Source organism: Meishania litoralis, from assembly GCF_042611095.1.
GTDB lineage: Bacteria > Bacteroidota > Bacteroidia > Flavobacteriales > Flavobacteriaceae > Meishania > Meishania litoralis.
The window spans coordinates 976952-995580 of sequence record NZ_JBHFPV010000002.1; the positions used below are offsets into that span (position 1 = coordinate 976952).

Consider the following 18629-nt stretch of genomic DNA (forward strand, 5'->3'; position numbering starts at 1 on the left):
AAAAAAATGAGAAAAATATGTTGGCCAGAACATCTGCCATGCGATGCAGGAATAATAAACTTCTCAACATTAAAAAAAGGGGGAGCCGCTTTGCGGCTCCCCCTTTTTTTTATTTAATTTTTCGGCCAAATCATTCTTTCTTGATGACCAGGCTTTCCTGGTAAACCCCTCCGTTTTCGTCGGTGGCCTGCAAGAAATAAATTCCTGTCCCCAATTCCTCAACATTCAGGTCATCGCCCAAATTGGTGCTTGGCACGGTTTTTACCAAACGGCCTGTGACATCAAAAATGGAAACATTAATGTACTTTATCGGGGTCTTAAAACTAACCGATACCACATTGCTCGCAGGGTTAGGATACAACTCCATTTCATTGGACTTTCCATTAACATAATTCTTGCCCGAACTACCGAGCGGACATCCATAGATCTCGACCTCGGCCATGTGCAGTATGCCCGTGCCCGCAAGCTGTACCCGCACGTACCTGCCATTGACATCCACGGAAAAGCTCTCCTCGAGGTCCGCGGCGCCATCGAAGTACACCGAAGTGATACCGGGGTCATCCAATAGCGAGGCCAGGGTCGCACCCGGGGTGAAGGGCTCATCGCTGATCAACACGTAAAAATTGTTCAATCGGGATTCAAGTCCGTTCGTACGGTTATAGATGTCGATGCGAAGGAGCTGGGACAGCTCGATGAGCTCCACCTGCCACCACGGCTGGTACTCGCCCACGGCCGTATGCTGAAGGTCCACCGACGAGCCCCATGGAATGGTCCCCGCGCGGTTCCCGTCGTTGGCGTACCTCGCCTCGCCCGTGCCATAGGTACTCGATTGAGAGGAGGGCCTATCCAACGCTAGGTTAGGGGAAATGCAATCGGCAGGGTTCACGATAATCTCCGTACTGGCCGATATCGTGCATGTACCCTCGGTATAGGTATAGGTAGCCGAATAGAAGCCAATGCCCTGACCCGGGTCAAAAATACCTTCCGCGGAGACATCCCCCGACCATATGCCTCCCAAAGGGCTGGCCGTAAGGCTCTGGGGACCTTCGGTACCCAAAAATGGACCTACGGGGTCTATCGCCACCTGGATCTCCTCACAGGGGTCCGGGCCGAGGGGGCAACCGTAGACCTCGACCTCGGCCATGTGAAGTATGCCCGTGCCCGACAGCTGTACCCTTACATACCGGCCGTTCACGTCCACCGGAAAGCTCTCCTCGAGGCCCGCGGCGCCATCGAAGTACACCGAGGTGATACCGGGGTCTTCCAATAGCGAGGCCAGGGTCGCACCCGGGGCGAAGGGATCATCGCTGATCAACACGTAAAAATTGTTCAATCGGGATTCAAGTCCGTTCGTACGGTTATAGATGTCGATGCGAAGGAGCTGGGACAGCTCGATGAGCTCCACCTGCCACCACGGCTGGTACTCGCCCACGGCCGTATGCTGAAGGTCCACCGACGAGCCCCATGGAATCGTCCCCGCGCGGTTCCCGTCGTTGGCGTACAGCGCCTCGCCCGTACCATAGGTACTCGATTGCGAGGAGGGCCTATCCAACGCTAGGTTGGAAGAGGTGCAATTGGTGTCACAATCGGCGTTCTTACCCCCATCGGTAATCGTCCAACCAAAATCGTCGATCAGTTTTTGGCGGGCTTCTTCGCCTAGGCAGTATTGGCTGTGGCCACCATCGAATGCAACTCCGCTTTGGAGTTGTTGAGTGCTCCAACCGTTTAAGGTGTTGTCGTAGTTTTGAATCGAAAGACCTATATCTTTAAACATTCCGCCCATTGAGAAAACCTGAGCAATCTTCCAGTTGCCTAAATTTTGGTTAAAGGAAGATGCCCCGGAGAACATCCCATGCATATTAGTGACATTTTCTACATTCCATCGCGCCAAATCTTGATTAAAGCTTTTGGCTCCAGAGAACATAGTTCTCATACTGGATACATTACTTACATCCCAATCTCCAATGTTCTGATTAAAGCTTTCATTTAAGGAAAACATTCCCGTCATATCTTGTACCTTACTAACATCCCATTGACCTATGTTCTGATTGAACTGCATTCCAGGAAAGAGAATACTATCAAACATATATTCCATGTTAGATACACTGCTTACATCCCAGTTACCAATGTCCTGATTAAAGGAGATTGCACTAGCGAACATATATCCCATGTCCTCGACATTGCCTACGTTCCATGTTGATATATCCTGGTTAAATTGATAAGCTGTTATAAACATACTATTCATATTAGTTATTCCTGAAACGTCCCATTGTCCAATAGATTCATTACCAATTAAATTATTACAATCCCCGAACATTAGCGATAAGTCAGTTACCTGGGAAAAGTTTGGCACATCTAAGGTTTTTAAATCCATATTAATACAGCTGTAAAAAGACCTCTCCATTGACCTCCAAATAATATCACCCCACTGGTCTACTGCAATCAATTTGCCCTTATCGCCCGAGTTATTAAAATAAATCCTGGGAAATTCCCCTGAAATTGAAACTTGATAGGTGCCCGGTGTTTCATACGTATGTGTGATATCACCATTAACCCCTTCGTTGAAACTACCATCTCCCCAATCGACCGTATAATCATAAAACGCTCCGGGGAATGTCGGAATCATAATCTGATTATCCTCTGAAGTACCAGGGTTATCTGTTTTCCAAGTGGTGATAAAGGGTCTAAAGGGTTCATCTTGCAACATGACGCTGACCGACCATTGTTGCTCACTTTGGTCTTCAGCCGTGACAGTATAAGACACGGGTTGACTAAAATCTTGAGCAATGCCTTCTTCAGGCGAAACGGTCGCACCGGCGGAAACGGAGATATTGCTTGGCGCAAGTGCCGTCACATCGGTATCGAAGGGCATGGTGATTGTAATGGTTTTTTCCAAGGGGTCGATTTGGGCCTCCCCGACCTGATTCGGTATTTCGAAGCCCGTAATGTCATTTTCCATCGAAGCGTCGAACATGACCGTTATCGTCTGGGTGCATTGCCCTACATTGCCGGCCACATCCATGGTTTCCCAAATGATAGTGGTCGTACCGACAGGATAAGGTTCGTTCAATGGTTCGTTGTCGCTTCGTGTTCCATTGACCTGTAGTTCCGCAGGACAATTATCCGTAGCACCGGCGGTACCTACTTCCAGGACCAGCGGACTGCCATTATTACTTATCGTCGAAATATCGGCCGGGCAGATGACCGTCGGGCCCTCTTCATCAACAATGGTAATCAATTGCTCGCAACTTTCCGAGGTATTTCCGGCTTCATCTGTTGCCGTCCAAGTGATGGTCGTCTCCCCTATCGGAAAGGGATCGGTCAATTCTAAATTGTCACTTCTTATTGCCTCAAAAATGAAGGTTTCGGAGATATTATCTGTGGCCGTAGGCTCTAAAATGGGGAAGTTGGCGTCACAAGCATCTTCATCGGTGGAAGCAACAACAGGCTCCGGACATGTAATCACGGGGGGCTCGATATCATCAGCTGTACCGGGCACCAATCCGGGAGACCCCACATCTGTCCTGGGCGTGTTACTGGTATAAGCACCTTCTTCGCCATCGATACTTAGCGCCCAATTGTTACCATCTTCATTATCAGATTCGATATTGCTCAAATAAATGGAACTTTGGCCATCATCAACAGGCCATCCCTCCTCGTTGTTTTTATAAGTCACTTGTTGCACGATGTTTCCGTTGGTATCCCAGATAGTAATCAGGTCGCCTGAACCATTACCCAATGTGGGCCATGCCGTAACTGGAATCAAGTACACATCTCCCCAAACATCCTTGAAGTCCTGCTCTGAAGTGTCATCTGCATCAAAGAGAATTGCCGATTGACCCGCTTCTAGTAAACCACTTAAAATATTAGCTTCGGAGGGTTGGGTATTTGTATCATCAAAATAAAATCCGCTACTAAAGTCGATGGGGTCGGGTCCATTATTATAAACTTCTATCCACTCCCAACCGGAATCGGTACCGCCGGGATTATACATAATCTCGGTAACGATTAAATCTATCGGTCCGGAAGCTGTAACGCCATTTAGGGTAATATCATTACCGTCACCACCCACATAGCTAATTGTTCCAGAAAACGCGCCAAAACTTACCGCGGTGCCTTCAGCCAATTCGGCAAATGTTCCGGTAATGGCATCGATCCCATCGTTATCGATCAAGACAATTTCATCGTTGTCACCATTGGCATAACCACCTAACAGGTTCAATGTTGCACCGTTTATGTTTACCGTACCCGTAACAACCACTTGATCGTGTTCAAGGCCAGGCAAAGGACCATTTACCTCGGCATCTAAAGTACTGCCATTTTCAAGGACAAGATCGCCTGTATTCAAAACACCAGGGCTTGCACCGGGAGCAATAATCGACGAACCATCTATATTCACCGTACCAATAATGGAACCTACACCTACCAAGGTGGAACTGTTGGAGAAATTGGCAGCATCGCCAACATTGATTATCAGGTTATTGGTATCAAATACACTGTTGTCGACATTCAAATGGTTCAAATCCAACTCACCTGAACCTGTAACCCGGACATTCAAATTGTTCAAGAACAATCCGTTTTCGGAACCCAAAAGTTGTAAAGGTGTTTCAATGGCGATCGAGTTGTTACCACCCGCACCATCGACGGTGATTCCGCCAGTGATATTTGCCAAAGGTACCTCTACCGTGTTCGCATCGATTTGTACTACATCATCACCACTAATCGAAATGGAATCGGATGTATTGACAATTCTAAGATTAGTACCGTTGACAGACAGTTCGAATATATCATCAATATTACCATTAACATCAGTTATCTGCAATATGCCTTCTGTTGATAGTGTAATATTGGTCTCAGGTGTCTGTAAAACACCGGAATATTCGTAAATAGCTACTTTTCCTTTCTGACCTTCATATCCAGGGCCTCCTAAGATAATAATGTCGCCTTCTTTGTTCATGGCCAAGTCTTGACCCACTTGTGCATAAATTGGTTGCCCCAGTAGCTGCCATTGTGCCCCATTATATTGAAAAATTCGTGTCGGCTGGCCAAAGTCTCCGATCAATACGATATCACCTATTCCATTAATATCTACCTGATAACCCGGTTGCTCAGTATTTGGCCCAGGTGTTACTGGGCCTATTGTATTGCCCAATTGAGACCATGAACCGTTCGCAAATTGAAAGATTTTTGCATAATCGGCAGCATTGGCACCTACTACCATTTGGTCACCTACATCATTAAGTGCGACGGATATGCCAAAAAAATCTTGATTGCCATCGGCGGTCAAATCAGTACCCAGTTGTTGCCAATTGTCATCTACCAGTTCGAAGACCTTGACATAACCGCCTGCCAAGGGCAATGAATAACCACTTTTACCTACCTGATAAGCCCCCACTGCCAAACGGGTTCCCGCCGCATTCAGACTTACATCCCTACCAAAATTATCGCCGAACTCAGAACCGGTTAGATTTTGCCCTACTTGCTCCCACTGGTTCCCAGCCCATTGATATACCACAGCGAGACCCGTCTCATTATTTTCACCAGCATAACCTATTACCAAATTGTTTCCGCTCGCATCAAAATCGACTTTTTGAATAAAAGCCACCCCTGCGGCAGGAATCTCGGCACCTAATGGCGACCAAATATCCGAGAGCAATTGAAATACCTGAACATCTCCATCAGCTTGGCTTACGGCCAGCCGGTCGCCGGCGTCATTCAAATCGATTCCGCTTCTACTGCGCCCAAATTGACCTCCGGAAACTGAATTACCAAGTACATTCCAATTATCACCACTTCTTTCAAGAACGGTTACCACACCCACATTTCCATTACCATTGGTATTCGGACTCACATAGGCTATTCTGTTACCCAGCGCATTTATACTAACTCCCGCCCCTAATTGATTTTCGGTGGCACCCACAAAAGGCTGACCCACCTGAAACCAACAATCACCTGAACCTGTTACTGTGATTAATTGTCGACAAGATTCCGAAACATTGCCCGCTTCATCAGTCGCTGTCCAGTCTATCGTAGTTTCACCAACAAAGAAGGGATCTGTCAAAGGTCTTTCATCGCTACGGATACCCACAAAGGTAAAATTGGTCGATACGTTATCGCTAGCTGTTGGGTCTGTAAGGGTTACCGAGGTAGAACAACTTGCACCCGCAATAGCATTAATATCAGATGGACATGTAATTAAAGGTGTTTCGGAATCTATGGAGGAGTCGATACAAAAAGTAAATGCTTGAATGTTTGCAAATTGACCTCCACCGAACAGTACTACACCGTTTTTTGTAACACGATAACTTCCGCTACCCTGACCACAACAAATACCGTCCCCAAATGAATCTTCAATGATAAATTGATAAGTGCCATCTGGTAAACCCGTAATTTGTTCAGTTATAGTCGTGTTCGACTGGGCGGCGGTATAACTTGCCTCTGCTAGAATTGCACTGCCATCGGCATTAATGATACGCCACGAGGTTTCTTCGGCGAAACTATCAAAAACGATTTCTAAATCCAGGTCCCCCGAAACGCATGGGGTATCGCCCAGTTCGGTAGTGAATTGCCAATCAAAACCAAATCCGTCCGAGCTAGTACCGACCCAATCATTACCGGCCAAATCCTCAAAATGACCTGATTTTATGGCCAACCGTAAGGATTTGTTTGGCGGTAAAGGTTGCAGCGGTGTTATAGTCAAAGTTGAAACATTGCCATCATCCGTCAAGGAAAGACCTCCGTTGGCAATACTAAGATCCGCCAAGGTAATAAATCCACCCGTTGAGCTTGGTTCATAAATATTCGCGATTAGATTATCATCGGTGCTTTGTACGATTTCATTAAAAAGTACCGTGAATACTTGATCTAGGGGAACATTCGCACGTTCGTTCAATGGTTCTAGAACGGCTATTGGCGGTTGGGCGTCAGATGTATCATTTGGATCGAACTTTTGAACAATAGTGTTGAAAGCGTTATTATTAGGCCCTTTGTCCATATAGGTAAGATAAGTGACATTGCTGACATCAACTAACACGGATGTCCAAGCCGATGTATTTTCTGCAACATTTAATGAGCCTAAGGGCTCCCATGTGTTTGCATTGAGTCTTAGTATAGATGCCTTCCCCTCATTATTATAATCTAAAAAAGAAATGTGGGGTATTCCAGAATCACCTACATATAGAGATGACTGGCCCAAACCTACACCGGTATCTGTGGTGCCGGTTACTACAGGGTTAGTTCCGGCAAAGACCCATTCTGTACCGTCGAACCGCTTTACATAGGTCTGGTAATTGGATACCGGATCTTGGAAGACTATTTCTGAATAGAGCACATAAGGCATTCCGTTTGCATCCAAATCCATATCGATATTGGCCGCAAACGACGGTACGACCACGGCCTCGTTACCTACAATTTGCCAATCATTGCCATCAAAACTATATACGACAACCCCTGGCCCGTTCACATTTGCCAAGATAATAGGGTAACCATCTGAATTTATATCAATGTGATGAGGAGTAGCATAAGGGGGAGAAAAATTATCATCGCCTACGGGTAACCAGTTCGATCCATCAAACATTCTTACTTTAATCCGAACATCATTTTCATAATCACGGTATACAAGAATAGGAGTGTCGTTACTGTCTAAGACGATTTGTGAAAATCCTAGGGCTTGCGAAACAAAAGAACTTCCTACAATTTCCCAATTTGACCCATTAAATTTCTGCACGGTCACACCATTTAAACAGCTATATGCGAGGTACACATTTCCCAGTGAATCAAAATCCAAGGAAAAATCCGCACAGTTTTCATCGGTGAAATTCGGTGTTCCAACATAAGTCCAATTTCCATTATCGAATTTTCGAACATTACCTTTAGAGTTGTTATTGATATCAGCATACGCAATATATAATACATCACTGTCATTCAGTGCTGATGTTTGCCGATATGAAGGGCCGAGGGTAGGTACGTTTGGTTCATCAGAACCTACATTTTTCCATGTTTGAGAGTGGAGCGAATAAAACGAAAAAAGAAAAAGCAATGATAAGGTAATTGTAAAATTTCTCATAATGGTTGTGTTTTGGTTATTCAAAAAATTGGAAGGCCAAGCTTAATATAGGGCACTAAACTAACCGCCAATATAACACCACAAAGCATCCAAGTAAATACCTATTAATGGGTATTCTCTTATTAGGAAGTAAAGTTTATCAAAGAGATCTGGGAAGATTACAACTTTTGATTTGCACGTTGAAACTATACAGAACGACCAAATCCCTTAAATTTTTGTTGTGAAGTACTTCAATTTTGTGGTATAAATCTGTCAAATTTGATGTAGTGTACTTCGCTAATATTCTTTGGATGCCAAATAAATATCAGATCAGAAACAATAATATTAGATTTATTAAGAGAAAGTCAATCACTATTTTCAGGAACTTTGCCCTTTACTCCTTTAAAAAAAGATTTATAACCTTTGAAGTCGGCATCCTTATCATCGGTGGTCAAATAGGGACTTGAAATTTTCACTTCTTTTCGACCATAGTCAAAGGCCACCATAACTATGGGTACATTGGCCGTTTTGGCGATGTAATAAAATCCTGTTTTCCACTCGGTGACCTTTTTGCGGGTACCTTCGGGGGCCAAGGTAAGGTGTATCTTCTTCGAATTTTTTATCAGCTCGGCGCACGCGGCCACAAAATTATTGCTCTTGCTGCGATCAATTGGCATACCGCCCATTCGCCTAAAATACCAGCCCCATGGCCACTTGAACAAACTTTTTTTGCCCACATAGTTAAACTCTTCGTTCAAAACCCTGCGCACAAGAAGTCCTAGAAAAAAATCAACGTTGCTCGTATGCGGTACCACGATGACGACACACTTATCTATTTGCGGAAATTCACCGACCAATTTCCATCCCATTAATTTATAATAGATAAATTTGGCCAACTTGTACATAGTTATCGAATCTGTAAAATGGTCAACGGTTCTTGGTTAGGGCAATAAAATAGGTGAACAGATACTATATTTTCTGATAAATGGCCCTTAATTTCTCAGGTGTAATCGTTTTTTGCCAATTTGAACCCAAGGCATTCTCCCAAAGGGGTTCCATGCTCAGGGCCACATTGATCATCGTTTCAAAGTCGCTTTCGCTCAATGTGGCGCATATGTTTTTAGGCAATTGAATTCTATGCTTTTTCAACATCGTGTCGAAAAGGGCGACACCGTCGGGATAGAATTCATCCAAATGTTTAAAAACCAAACAGTTGCCTATGCCATGTTTTACCCCCAACAAATAACCAAGTCCATAACTCATGGCATGCGCAACGCCAACTTGGGAATACGCAATGCTCATGCCACCATGCCATGAGGCCATCATCAATTTATCTCGAGATTCGGAAGGGGAAAGGTCACCCAAAAAGACCTCTTTGCAAAGTTCCAAGGCCTTTTCGCCATAGCTTTGGCTGAAAGCGTTCAAATATGTACCATTGAGCGATTCTATACAGTGGATGTAACAATCCATGCCTGTGTAGAACCACTGCTCTTTCCCGACACCTTTGGTAAGTTCGGGATCTAATAATACCTGGTCGAAAGTCGTATAATCTGAATTGATCCCTAATTTCTTTTCAGGGCCCAGAAGTACCGTAGTTCTAGATACCTCGGCACCTGTTCCACTAATGGTGGGAATGCCCACATGATAGATTGAAGGTCGATGGACCAAGTCCCATCCTTGATACTCACAGGCACTACCTTTATTGGTCAGCATGATAGCGACGGCTTTCGCCAGATCGAGTAAGGTACCCCCACCAATACCCACTATACCCGATGGAAGTTCGGTGAATTCATCCCTTAACCTTTTCACGATGGCATCTACCTGTATGGTCTTAGGTTCTTCATCGGCAGAGATAAAAATAATTTGGTCATTGAATATTACCGGTAGTCGATCGATCAGGCCTGTTCCTTCAAAAACATCATCGACCAAGAAAATGAAAGGAGCTTCGGAATGGTTTCTTCTAGGCATTAGAATTTCACCTAATTGATCAAAACTTCCATTGCCAAAAACAACCCTGGGCACCATTGGAAAGTTTCGATACTTCTTTTGCGAAATGCTCATTTTATTTGCTCCGATCTCCTTTTTTATATGCATAATACTATTTACAAATGTGATGCAATATCTTTTAAACTATTGACCGTCAAATAATTATTGTTTTGTTCTTCAACAGGTACTTCTTCGTGTTGCCAAGTCGTATGAAAAGGAATATGGATCGCCTGTGCCCCGATTCTGGTAATAGGCAGCACATCGGACTTCAAGGAATTGCCTATCATCAAAAACTCTTTGACATCGATTTTTAAATGGTCAAGCAAATTTAGGTAGTTTTCTTCTTTCTTATCGCTCAGTACCTCGACGTGATGAAAATATTCCGACAATCCGGATCGCTCAAGTTTTCGTTCTTGATCCAATAGATCGCCCTTCGTCAAAACGATCAATCGGTATTTATCCTTTAATTGTTCCAATACTTCCTTGACACCCTCGAGCAATTCCACCGGATGTGAGATCATCTTTTTACCTAGATTCAAAATTTCGCCAATCGTTGCTTGCGAAATCTTGTTATTTGAAATATCCAGGGCCGATTCGATCATCGAAAGCATAAAACCTTTAATACCGTAGCCGTATAAATCCAGATTTTTGATTTCAACCTTGAACAGTTCTTGGTCGATCTTATTCTTGGTTTCATAGGCATCCAACAATTCAGCGAACTTTTCTTCGGTTTCCCTAAAATAGGTTTCATTGACCCATAAGGTGTCATCGGCATCAAAACCGATGACCTTGATCATGCTGTAATCTATTTCCATACTTCTTGCGCCCTCTTTAGGTCTTCAGGCGTATCTATTTCAATGCCCGAAACGGTGGTCTCAACCATTTTGATCTTTTTACCATATTCCAAATAACGGATCGCCTCTATTTTTTCCGTTGCCTCCAACGGCAACATCGGTAATTGTTGAAAAGCCATCAAAGCACTTTTTCTGAACGCATAGATACCTTTATGTTTGAAATATCTTGCTTTGGCTTCCGTAGATCGAGGATAGGGAATCGGTGACCTTGAAAAATAAAGTGCAAAATTTCTGTTGTCGACAATTACCTTGACCGTATTAGGGTTTTGTATCTCATCTTCATCGGTTATGCGCACCATCAATGAGGCCAAATCGATTTCATGTTCCGTGTCCCCTTCAAAAACCTCCAAAACGGCTGATAAACTGGCTTTTTCGGTAAAAGGCTCATCACCCTGCACGTTCACAATGATATCCACATCCATGTCGGCTACGGCCTCTGCAATTCTATCACTGCCACAATCATGTTCTTTCTTGCTCATGATGGCCTTACCTCCGGCATCGGTAACCGTCTCAAAAATAACGGGACTATCGGTAACCACATAGACCTCATCGAACAGTCCAGTCTTTGCGGCCGCCTCATAGGTTCGCACAATTACAGGTTTACCCGACAGGTCTTGCATCAACTTTGCCGGGAAACGTGAGGCGGCATAGCGCGCCGGAATCATTGCAATAATCTTCACTTTATTCCACAGATTTATATTAGGGCCTCGTCTTGGGCCTAAGTTTTCGATAGATCAAAAAAATGATAATCAAGATAATTATCACCATAACGATGGCCAAAACTGGTGCAAAAATTGATGCCGCCGTTACCGCCAATGCGGTACCGGTCTCAACTGTCGATACGACCGGATTGCCCAATCCCCCGGTAGTGGCCGTAGAAGCCATTCTTCCCGCAGCACCGGCACCTTTAATTGCGGTTGCCGTGCCCCCGCCTGCAATAATGGCCAATGACCAGGTAACCACGGGGTCTAAATTTGCGACGGTCGAAACCATTACGGCCGTACCTGCAATTGCGGCCAATGGAACCGCAAAACTATCCAACAAATTATCGACCCATGGAATGAAGTAGGCGAAAATTTCAACTACCGTAGCAACGCCAAGCGTTATGACAGCGGCCAGACTGCCGATCCATTGCCAACTTTCATTTAGCTCCCAAACATTGAAATACGAGGCTAGACTAAGCGCAAAAAGTGGTAGGAAAACCCTAAAACCGACCGATGCCGCCAAACCCACTCCCAAAAAAATACTGATAATCGTCTCAGACGTCATAAAAAAAGTTTGAACTAAAATAAACTATTGTCAGTCAACAAAAAAATCATCCTTAAAACCGATGAGATAAAGCTTGTTCTTGGCACGGGTAACAGCCGTATACAACCAACGAAGGTACTCTTTGTCCACCCCATTAGGCAAGTACGGTTGCTCGACAAAAACCGTACCCCACTGCCCTCCTTGAGATTTATGGCAAGTTATGGCATATGAGAACTTTACCTGTAATGAATTGAAGTATTTATTGTTCTTGACCGCCAAGAACTTTTTGTACTTTGATTTCTCGCTTTCGTAGTCTTTCATCACTTCCTGATAAAGGCGATTACCATCTTCGTAAGACAATGAGGGCGTCACGGCCTTGACCGTGTCTAGCAATAAAACCGTTTCAAAAGGTTTTTGATTGGGGTAGTCGACCATTTTTACCCCTACCTCGGCAAATCGAAAGCCATATAGTTCTTTTATCGCAAATATTTCCAGCACCTCTAAGATATCACCATTAGCGATAAAGCCCGCTTCTGAATTGGGTTTCAACCAAAAATAATTGTTCTTCACCACCATCATATAATCGCCCACGGCGAGTTCATGTTCAAGATATAAAATACGATTGCGTATGTTCTCATTGTAAAGGTTGGCGCGTTTGTTCGAACGGACAATAAACGTCGTTTCCTCTTTTCCGTTCACCGCGTACGATTCTTCGATCGCCTCCAATATTTCACCGCCATCAATAAGCCTTACGATGTCTTTGTAGGGCGCCACATCGAATCTAAATACATCGAAAAAATTATGCTGCAGCTGTTCCCTTAACAAAGTTGCATTGACCAAAATGCCCGAATCTTCTTCTTGCCTGACCACCTCGTCCAGTTCGAGCCTGACGACTTCCTTATTATAGTTCATCGACAGCTTGTCACGATCTAGTGCCGGACTCAAATCTAAGTGGACCGGGGGTAGCTGCGCCTTATCGCCTATCAAGATCAGTTTGCAATTGTGCCCTGAATAAACGAACATCAAAAGGTCGTCCAACAAAGACCCGTTCTCGAAAAGTTTAGAATCTGCCGGGGTATCGGGGATCATCGAAGCTTCGTCGACAATGAAAATCGTATTGCGGTGTTTGTTAGGTGCCAAAACAAACTGCACCGCTCCCCCTTTTTGTTTTTTCGGGAAGTATATTTTTCTGTGGATGGTAAAGGCCTGAGTATTGGAGTAGTTCGACATTACTTTTGCCGCCCGTCCGGTCGGGGCCATCAGTACCGCTTTCTTGGAAGTTTTCCAAAGAGAATTCACCAATGTGCCGACAATCGTTGTTTTACCGGTTCCCGCGTACCCTTCCAATAAAAAAAGGTCGTTAGGGTTTTTAGATAGAACGAACGTCGCTAACTTTTGCAAGGCCACCGATTGTTTGTCAGTCGGTCGGTGCGGGAACTTTTCCTCAAGTATGTTATAAAAATTTGTTTCGGTCAAATTGGCCATATTGAACCAAATATAGTCATGATTTAGAAGTAAATGTTTCCGTATGCCCGAAATATCTTAATCAAACCTACTTCGTCGTTTGAGAATTCAAGGGATCATAAAGAGAATTGAAAAAAACCTCAATACGTCCTAAAAAACAAATGTTTACCGCGATATTTAGACCCGAAAATCCCACATCCAAATCAGGCCTTAAAAAATTAGGCAGTTTCCAAAAAAATTGTAGATTTGTGTCAACCGCTAAATTAAACAAACACTTAAGAAATGAAGACCATAATTCAAATTGTACTTTGGATTGCTTGTATCGGTTTAGGATACATGATCTACAACTCTGTAACTGGCCCTATCAAGTTCAACGAGGTGAAGCAAGAACGCTATTCAAAGGTCATTGCCAAACTTAATGACATCAAGAATTCCCAGGAGGCCTACAAAACGGTCAATAAAAGGTACGCCAAAGATTTTCAATCGCTCATTAGCTTTGTTGATACCGGTAATTATACAATTACCCAGCAAAAAGATTCGTCTTTCATGCGGTACGACAAGAACTATCAGATCGACCTCCAAGTCGATACGGTCTTGATCGATACTTTGGGCTTCGTTTCGGTCAAGGATTCCCTTTTTAAGAATGATGATCGCTATAAAAGTATGATGAACGTACCCGATGCCCTGAACGGGGAGAAATTCGAGATGAAAGCCGATATTATAGATAAGGGCGGTTATCGGGCACCGGTATTTGAGGCCAAAGTTGCCAAGAATGTCGTGTTGCATGATCAGCCTTCAGATTTGTTATCGCGTGAAAATGCCCAGATAAGTGTTGAAGAGGTCAACGGAAGTGAAATAAAAGTAGGGTCACTGACCGAAGTGAGCACAAGTGGAAACTGGCCACCGATCTATGACAAAAAAGATAACAAATAATACTGCCGCCCAAGCAGCGGATACGTTTGAAAAACTGTCCATTCAGGTTAGCTTGAATGGACTTTCTTTTTGTATTCTCGATACCATTGCCAATACTATTCTTGATGCCCAGAACTCGGTTTTCGAAAATGAACAGCCTCCGCATGAGCTGCACAATAGGCTAAGGCAATTCTTAAAGGCCCACAAAATTGACGAAAAAAGGTTTTGTGAAGTTGTGGTCATTCACAGAAACCCTATGTTCAGCTTGGTTCCTCGCCCGCTCTTCGAAAAAAATGAATTGGCCAATTATTTAAAGTTCAACACAAAAATATTAGCGGGCGACCAAATCGTACACGACGAAGTTCCGAACCATGAAATCGTCAATGTCTATATTCCATTTTCGAACGTCAACAACTATATTTTCGATCTATACGGCGAGTTTGAATTTCAGCACAATGCCACTATTACCATAAACTCTTTATTGAATGAACAAAAAGGAACCAAGGACATCATCTGTTATGTCAATGTAGGGTATCGGCAAATGGATGTTGCCATCATTTCAAACAGAAGGCTTTTATTATACAACAGTTTTGATTTCTATACAAAGGAAGATTTTATCTATTATCTGCTGTTCGCCCTAGAGCAGTTAAAATTAGATCCGCATTTAGTGCCCCTTAAACTTTTTGGAACTGTGGAAGAGGGTGATGAAATCTATGAACTATGTTTTAGGTATATCAAAAATGTTTCCGTTTTTGTTCCTTCAAAACGCAACTACCCCGTTTTTGACCCGAAAGAAGCAAGTATCGATTTTACCATTTTAAGTACCCTTTAATGCGCATAATTTCAGGAATACATAAAGGGAGACGGCTAATCGCCCCTAAAAACCTACCTGTACGACCTACCACCGATATGGCCAAAGAAGGGCTTTTCAATATTCTCAACAACGAGTATTATTTTGGCGACCTCAAGGTACTCGACCTTTTTGCCGGAACAGGAAATATCAGTTATGAATTTGCCAGTAGAGGTGTCGAGCGGATCATGGCCGTCGACGACCACAAGGGGTGTATAAACTTTATCTCAAAAACATCGGAACAGCTCGATTTAGCGATTACCCCGCTAAAAAGTAATGTTTTTTCTTTTTTGCAAAAGACCACCGAAAAATTCGACATAGTTTTTGGCGATCCGCCATACGATATGGCCCTAGAAGATTTTGAGCGCATCGTTCGATCAATCTTTACCAAAAATCTAATATTGAATGATGGGGTATTGATTTTAGAACATGCCAAGCAAACGGATCTATCGCGATTGCCACAATTCAGGAATGCCAGGAAATACGGAGGAAGTGTTTTTAGTTTTTTCGTTCCTCAAGAACCTAATTAAAGGGTCTTGCGAAATCCTGTAATCAAAACTCCCCGCCCTAAGGAAGTCATCGAAACATTTCATTAAAAAAGCAGGCCATAAGCCGGATTCTGTTTCCGTTTGAAACGGACCCCTATCATTTATCTAGGCCCTAGGTTGCCCCAAGGCTCGAACCGCCTACCCTTCGGCTCGGGCGTGCAACCCTCTTCCGTCCCGATAACTATCCGGGTCGAAACACCGATTTACATGACGTTTCACCATATAGAGTTTACCTGATTTCACTACAGCCGAACTGTACTTGCTTTCTGTTGCACTGGTCCTCGCCTTACGACGGACGGGCGTTACCCGCTATATTGCACTTTGGTGTCCGGACTTTCCTCTCCCATCAATATGGGAGCGATAAGGTGGCCTGCTTGGCCGCAAAGTTACGGCAATTGTTGATAAATAAGTTGGTAAACCACCCCAAATGAAGGGTTATGTACATTCCGATTTTTATATTTGTATTTGCACTGGAAATAGTCAAAAACAAACGTATTGGAACCTTTTATCGTATCGGCACGAAAGTATAGGCCACAGACCTTTAAAGATGTTGTTGGCCAAACTGCGATAACCAGCACTTTGACCAATGCCATCGAGAACGATCACTTGGCACAGGCCTTATTGTTTACCGGTCCGCGAGGAGTGGGCAAGACGACCTGCGCCCGAATTTTGGCCAAAAAAATCAATGCCGATGGTACTGAAAGCGAAGATGAAGATTTTGCATTCAATATTTTTGAACTCGATGCCGCTTCGAACAACTCGGTAGATGATATTCGAAGTCTTATAGACCAGGTTCGTATACCACCGCAGGTGGGCAAATACAAGGTCTATATCATAGACGAAGTGCACATGCTTTCGCAATCTGCCTTCAATGCGTTTTTAAAAACCTTGGAAGAACCCCCAAAGCATGCGATATTCATTTTGGCCACTACCGAAAAGCATAAAATCATCCCTACGATACTTTCGCGCTGCCAAATATTCGATTTTAAAAGGATTACCGTTAAGGACGCGGCCGAATATTTGAAGTATATCGCTGAAAACCAAGGAGTGGAAGCTGAGGAAGATGCACTGCATATTATTGCAAAAAAGGCAGATGGCGCCATGAGGGACGCCCTTTCGATTTTCGATAGGGTCGTTAGTTTTTCAGGAAAAAAATTGACTCGAAGGGCTGTGACCGAAAACCTGAACGTTCTTGACTATGATACTTATTTTGAGGTCACCGATTTGATTTTAGAACACAAAATACCCGATCTACTATTGGCCTTCAACCAAACCTTGGCCCTTGGTTTTGACGGCCATCATTTCATTACCGGCCTTGCTTCTCACTTTAGGGACTTAATGGTATGCCAGCATCAAAGTACGATTGAACTCTTGGAAGTTGGCGATGAAGCCAAAAAAATATATGCTGAACAGGCTAAGAAAACCACAGCCCCTTTTTTGTTAAAGGCTTTGGATATCGCGAATGAATGTGATCTAAACTATAAAACGAGTAAAAATCACCGTCTTTTGGTCGAACTCACCCTTATGAAACTTGCCTCGATCGATTTTAACGGTGAAAAAAAAAATCCTGAATCGAATGCCCTAGCGAATTCAAAGGTCGATTTCATTATTCCCGCTTCGTTTTATCGCACCAACGGTCTTGACAAGACACGCACTTCATCGGTTTCCGAAACCGCTGAGCAGACCATCGAACCGAACAAGAACTTAAACACCGAACCCAAGGAAGAAGTCACCAGACCGTCTTTGGCCACCGATGTCGAAGAAATAGGGAATGTGACGGTCTCAATTGCCGAACCCCCTGTCAAGATTGCGAACGCAGCTATAGAAGATACTCCCAAAACAATTGACATCAAGGTTGCCAACAAAAGGGTATCAGGTCTTTCCATTTCAAGCCTAAAGGCAAAAAAAGAACACTTAAAATTAAAGCAAGAGGAAAATGGAACGGAAACCGAATTAGCCGAAGATCCATTTACCGAAGCGGAAATGCTAGAGCATTGGAAGGATTATGTCAATGACATCGATGTGAAAGGTAAAAAAATCATGGCATCGAACCTCATGACCGACACCCCTAAATTACTCAAAGACCACGTCATCTGGATCGAACTGCCCAACAGCACGATGAAAAAGGAGGTCGAAAGAGATCAATTTGAACTGATCAATTATCTACGCACAAAATTGAACAATTATGCCATCGACCTAAAAATATCGGTAAACGAGGAAACAGCAAAAAAGTTCGCTTTCACACCTGAAGAAAAGTATCAAAAGTTGCGGGAAAAGAATCCTGCGATCGACCTGTTACGAAAAGAATTCGATCTAGACTTTTGAAGTGCTCTTCGAAAATCGCGTCCAAAAAGCAAAAATGAACATTACGACGGCAACGATCAATAGGCCGATAGACTCCCTACCCTCTTCAATATTTTTTATATCCCCTTCACCAATGGTAAACCCTTCAAATTGTTCAGGAAACGTATACCAACATCCGACTACGGCAATCACACCGGCAAGCAGGGGCACAATGGTATTAATCCTCCCCAAGGCAAAAGCGAAGGATATCGCGGCGATAATCACGTAAATCGATACCCAAATCAATGGGTCGGGGTCGTTATATTGCAAAACTGCCGAAACCAAGCTAAGTATGCCGAACAGCCATCCGAAAATCTTAAAAAATGAGTTCATCTCGTTATTGGTTTTGATTACTATCCCTTTAGAAGTATTTTTACAAA

Annotated in this window: 12 protein-coding genes and 1 other RNA gene; 4 read left to right on the top strand and 9 right to left on the bottom strand. The window is 43.7% G+C overall.

Features of this window, described 5'->3' with window-relative positions; genetic code table 11:
* Window positions 1-130 precede the first annotated feature (130 nt).
* The 7 genes from ACEZ3G_RS13535 to ACEZ3G_RS13565 form a co-directional block, all read right to left on the bottom strand.
* The gene (locus tag ACEZ3G_RS13535) at window positions 131-8065 is read right to left on the bottom strand and encodes a BspA family leucine-rich repeat surface protein (RefSeq protein ID WP_432426028.1); all 7935 of its coding nucleotides are present in this window, start codon (window positions 8063-8065) and stop codon (window positions 131-133) included.
* 344 nt (window positions 8066-8409) lie between these two features.
* Entirely contained in the window at window positions 8410-8949 is a 540-nt protein-coding gene (locus ACEZ3G_RS13540) for a 1-acyl-sn-glycerol-3-phosphate acyltransferase (protein WP_432426029.1), read from the bottom strand.
* A gap of 64 nt (window positions 8950-9013) precedes the next feature.
* The gene (locus ACEZ3G_RS13545; protein ID WP_432426030.1) at window positions 9014-10138 is read right to left on the bottom strand and encodes an iron-containing alcohol dehydrogenase family protein; all 1125 of its coding nucleotides are present in this window, start codon (window positions 10136-10138) and stop codon (window positions 9014-9016) included.
* 8 nt (window positions 10139-10146) lie between these two features.
* Window positions 10147-10845, bottom strand: coding sequence for an HAD family hydrolase (locus tag ACEZ3G_RS13550; RefSeq protein WP_432426031.1), 699 nt, complete (start codon window positions 10843-10845; stop codon window positions 10147-10149).
* Window positions 10836-11549, bottom strand: a complete 714-nt coding sequence (gene kdsB / locus ACEZ3G_RS13555) for a 3-deoxy-manno-octulosonate cytidylyltransferase (RefSeq protein WP_432426075.1) — start codon at window positions 11547-11549, stop codon at window positions 10836-10838. The genes ACEZ3G_RS13550 and kdsB overlap by 10 nt, the downstream gene beginning before the upstream one ends.
* Before the next feature lie 34 nt (window positions 11550-11583).
* Window positions 11584-12153 (bottom strand): DUF4126 domain-containing protein, encoded by a 570-nt coding sequence (locus ACEZ3G_RS13560; protein ID WP_432426032.1) that lies wholly within the window; start codon window positions 12151-12153, stop codon window positions 11584-11586.
* A gap of 30 nt (window positions 12154-12183) precedes the next feature.
* Window positions 12184-13617, bottom strand: a complete 1434-nt coding sequence (locus ACEZ3G_RS13565; RefSeq protein ID WP_432426033.1) for an ATP-dependent DNA helicase — start codon at window positions 13615-13617, stop codon at window positions 12184-12186.
* A gap of 261 nt (window positions 13618-13878) precedes the next feature.
* On the opposite strand from ACEZ3G_RS13565, the gene ACEZ3G_RS13570 reads away from it, so the two are divergent.
* From ACEZ3G_RS13570 to ACEZ3G_RS13580, 3 genes are read left to right on the top strand one after another with little or no spacing between them, the layout of a single operon-like run.
* Entirely contained in the window at window positions 13879-14529 is a 651-nt protein-coding gene (locus ACEZ3G_RS13570) for a hypothetical protein (protein ID WP_432426034.1), read from the top strand.
* Window positions 14507-15340: a DUF3822 family protein gene (locus tag ACEZ3G_RS13575; RefSeq protein ID WP_432426035.1), complete on the top strand. Its 834-nt coding sequence runs from the start codon at window positions 14507-14509 to the stop codon at window positions 15338-15340. The genes ACEZ3G_RS13570 and ACEZ3G_RS13575 overlap by 23 nt, the downstream gene beginning before the upstream one ends.
* Window positions 15340-15888, top strand: a complete 549-nt coding sequence (locus ACEZ3G_RS13580) for an RsmD family RNA methyltransferase (protein WP_432426036.1) — start codon at window positions 15340-15342, stop codon at window positions 15886-15888. The genes ACEZ3G_RS13575 and ACEZ3G_RS13580 overlap by 1 nt, the downstream gene beginning before the upstream one ends.
* Window positions 15889-15951: 63 nt before the next feature.
* On the opposite strand, the gene rnpB is transcribed toward ACEZ3G_RS13580, so the two are convergent.
* Window positions 15952-16283: RNase P RNA component class A (rnpB, locus tag ACEZ3G_RS13585), an RNA gene on the bottom strand.
* A gap of 118 nt (window positions 16284-16401) precedes the next feature.
* Between rnpB and ACEZ3G_RS13590 the strand changes: the two genes are divergently transcribed.
* Entirely contained in the window at window positions 16402-18231 is a 1830-nt protein-coding gene (locus ACEZ3G_RS13590) for a DNA polymerase III subunit gamma/tau (protein WP_432426037.1), read from the top strand.
* Here ACEZ3G_RS13590 and ACEZ3G_RS13595 read toward each other — a convergent pair.
* On the bottom strand, window positions 18220-18582 hold the full coding sequence (locus tag ACEZ3G_RS13595) for a transmembrane 220 family protein (protein ID WP_432426038.1): 363 nt from the start codon (window positions 18580-18582) through the stop codon (window positions 18220-18222). The genes ACEZ3G_RS13590 and ACEZ3G_RS13595 overlap by 12 nt on opposite strands.
* Window positions 18583-18629 lie beyond the last annotated feature (47 nt).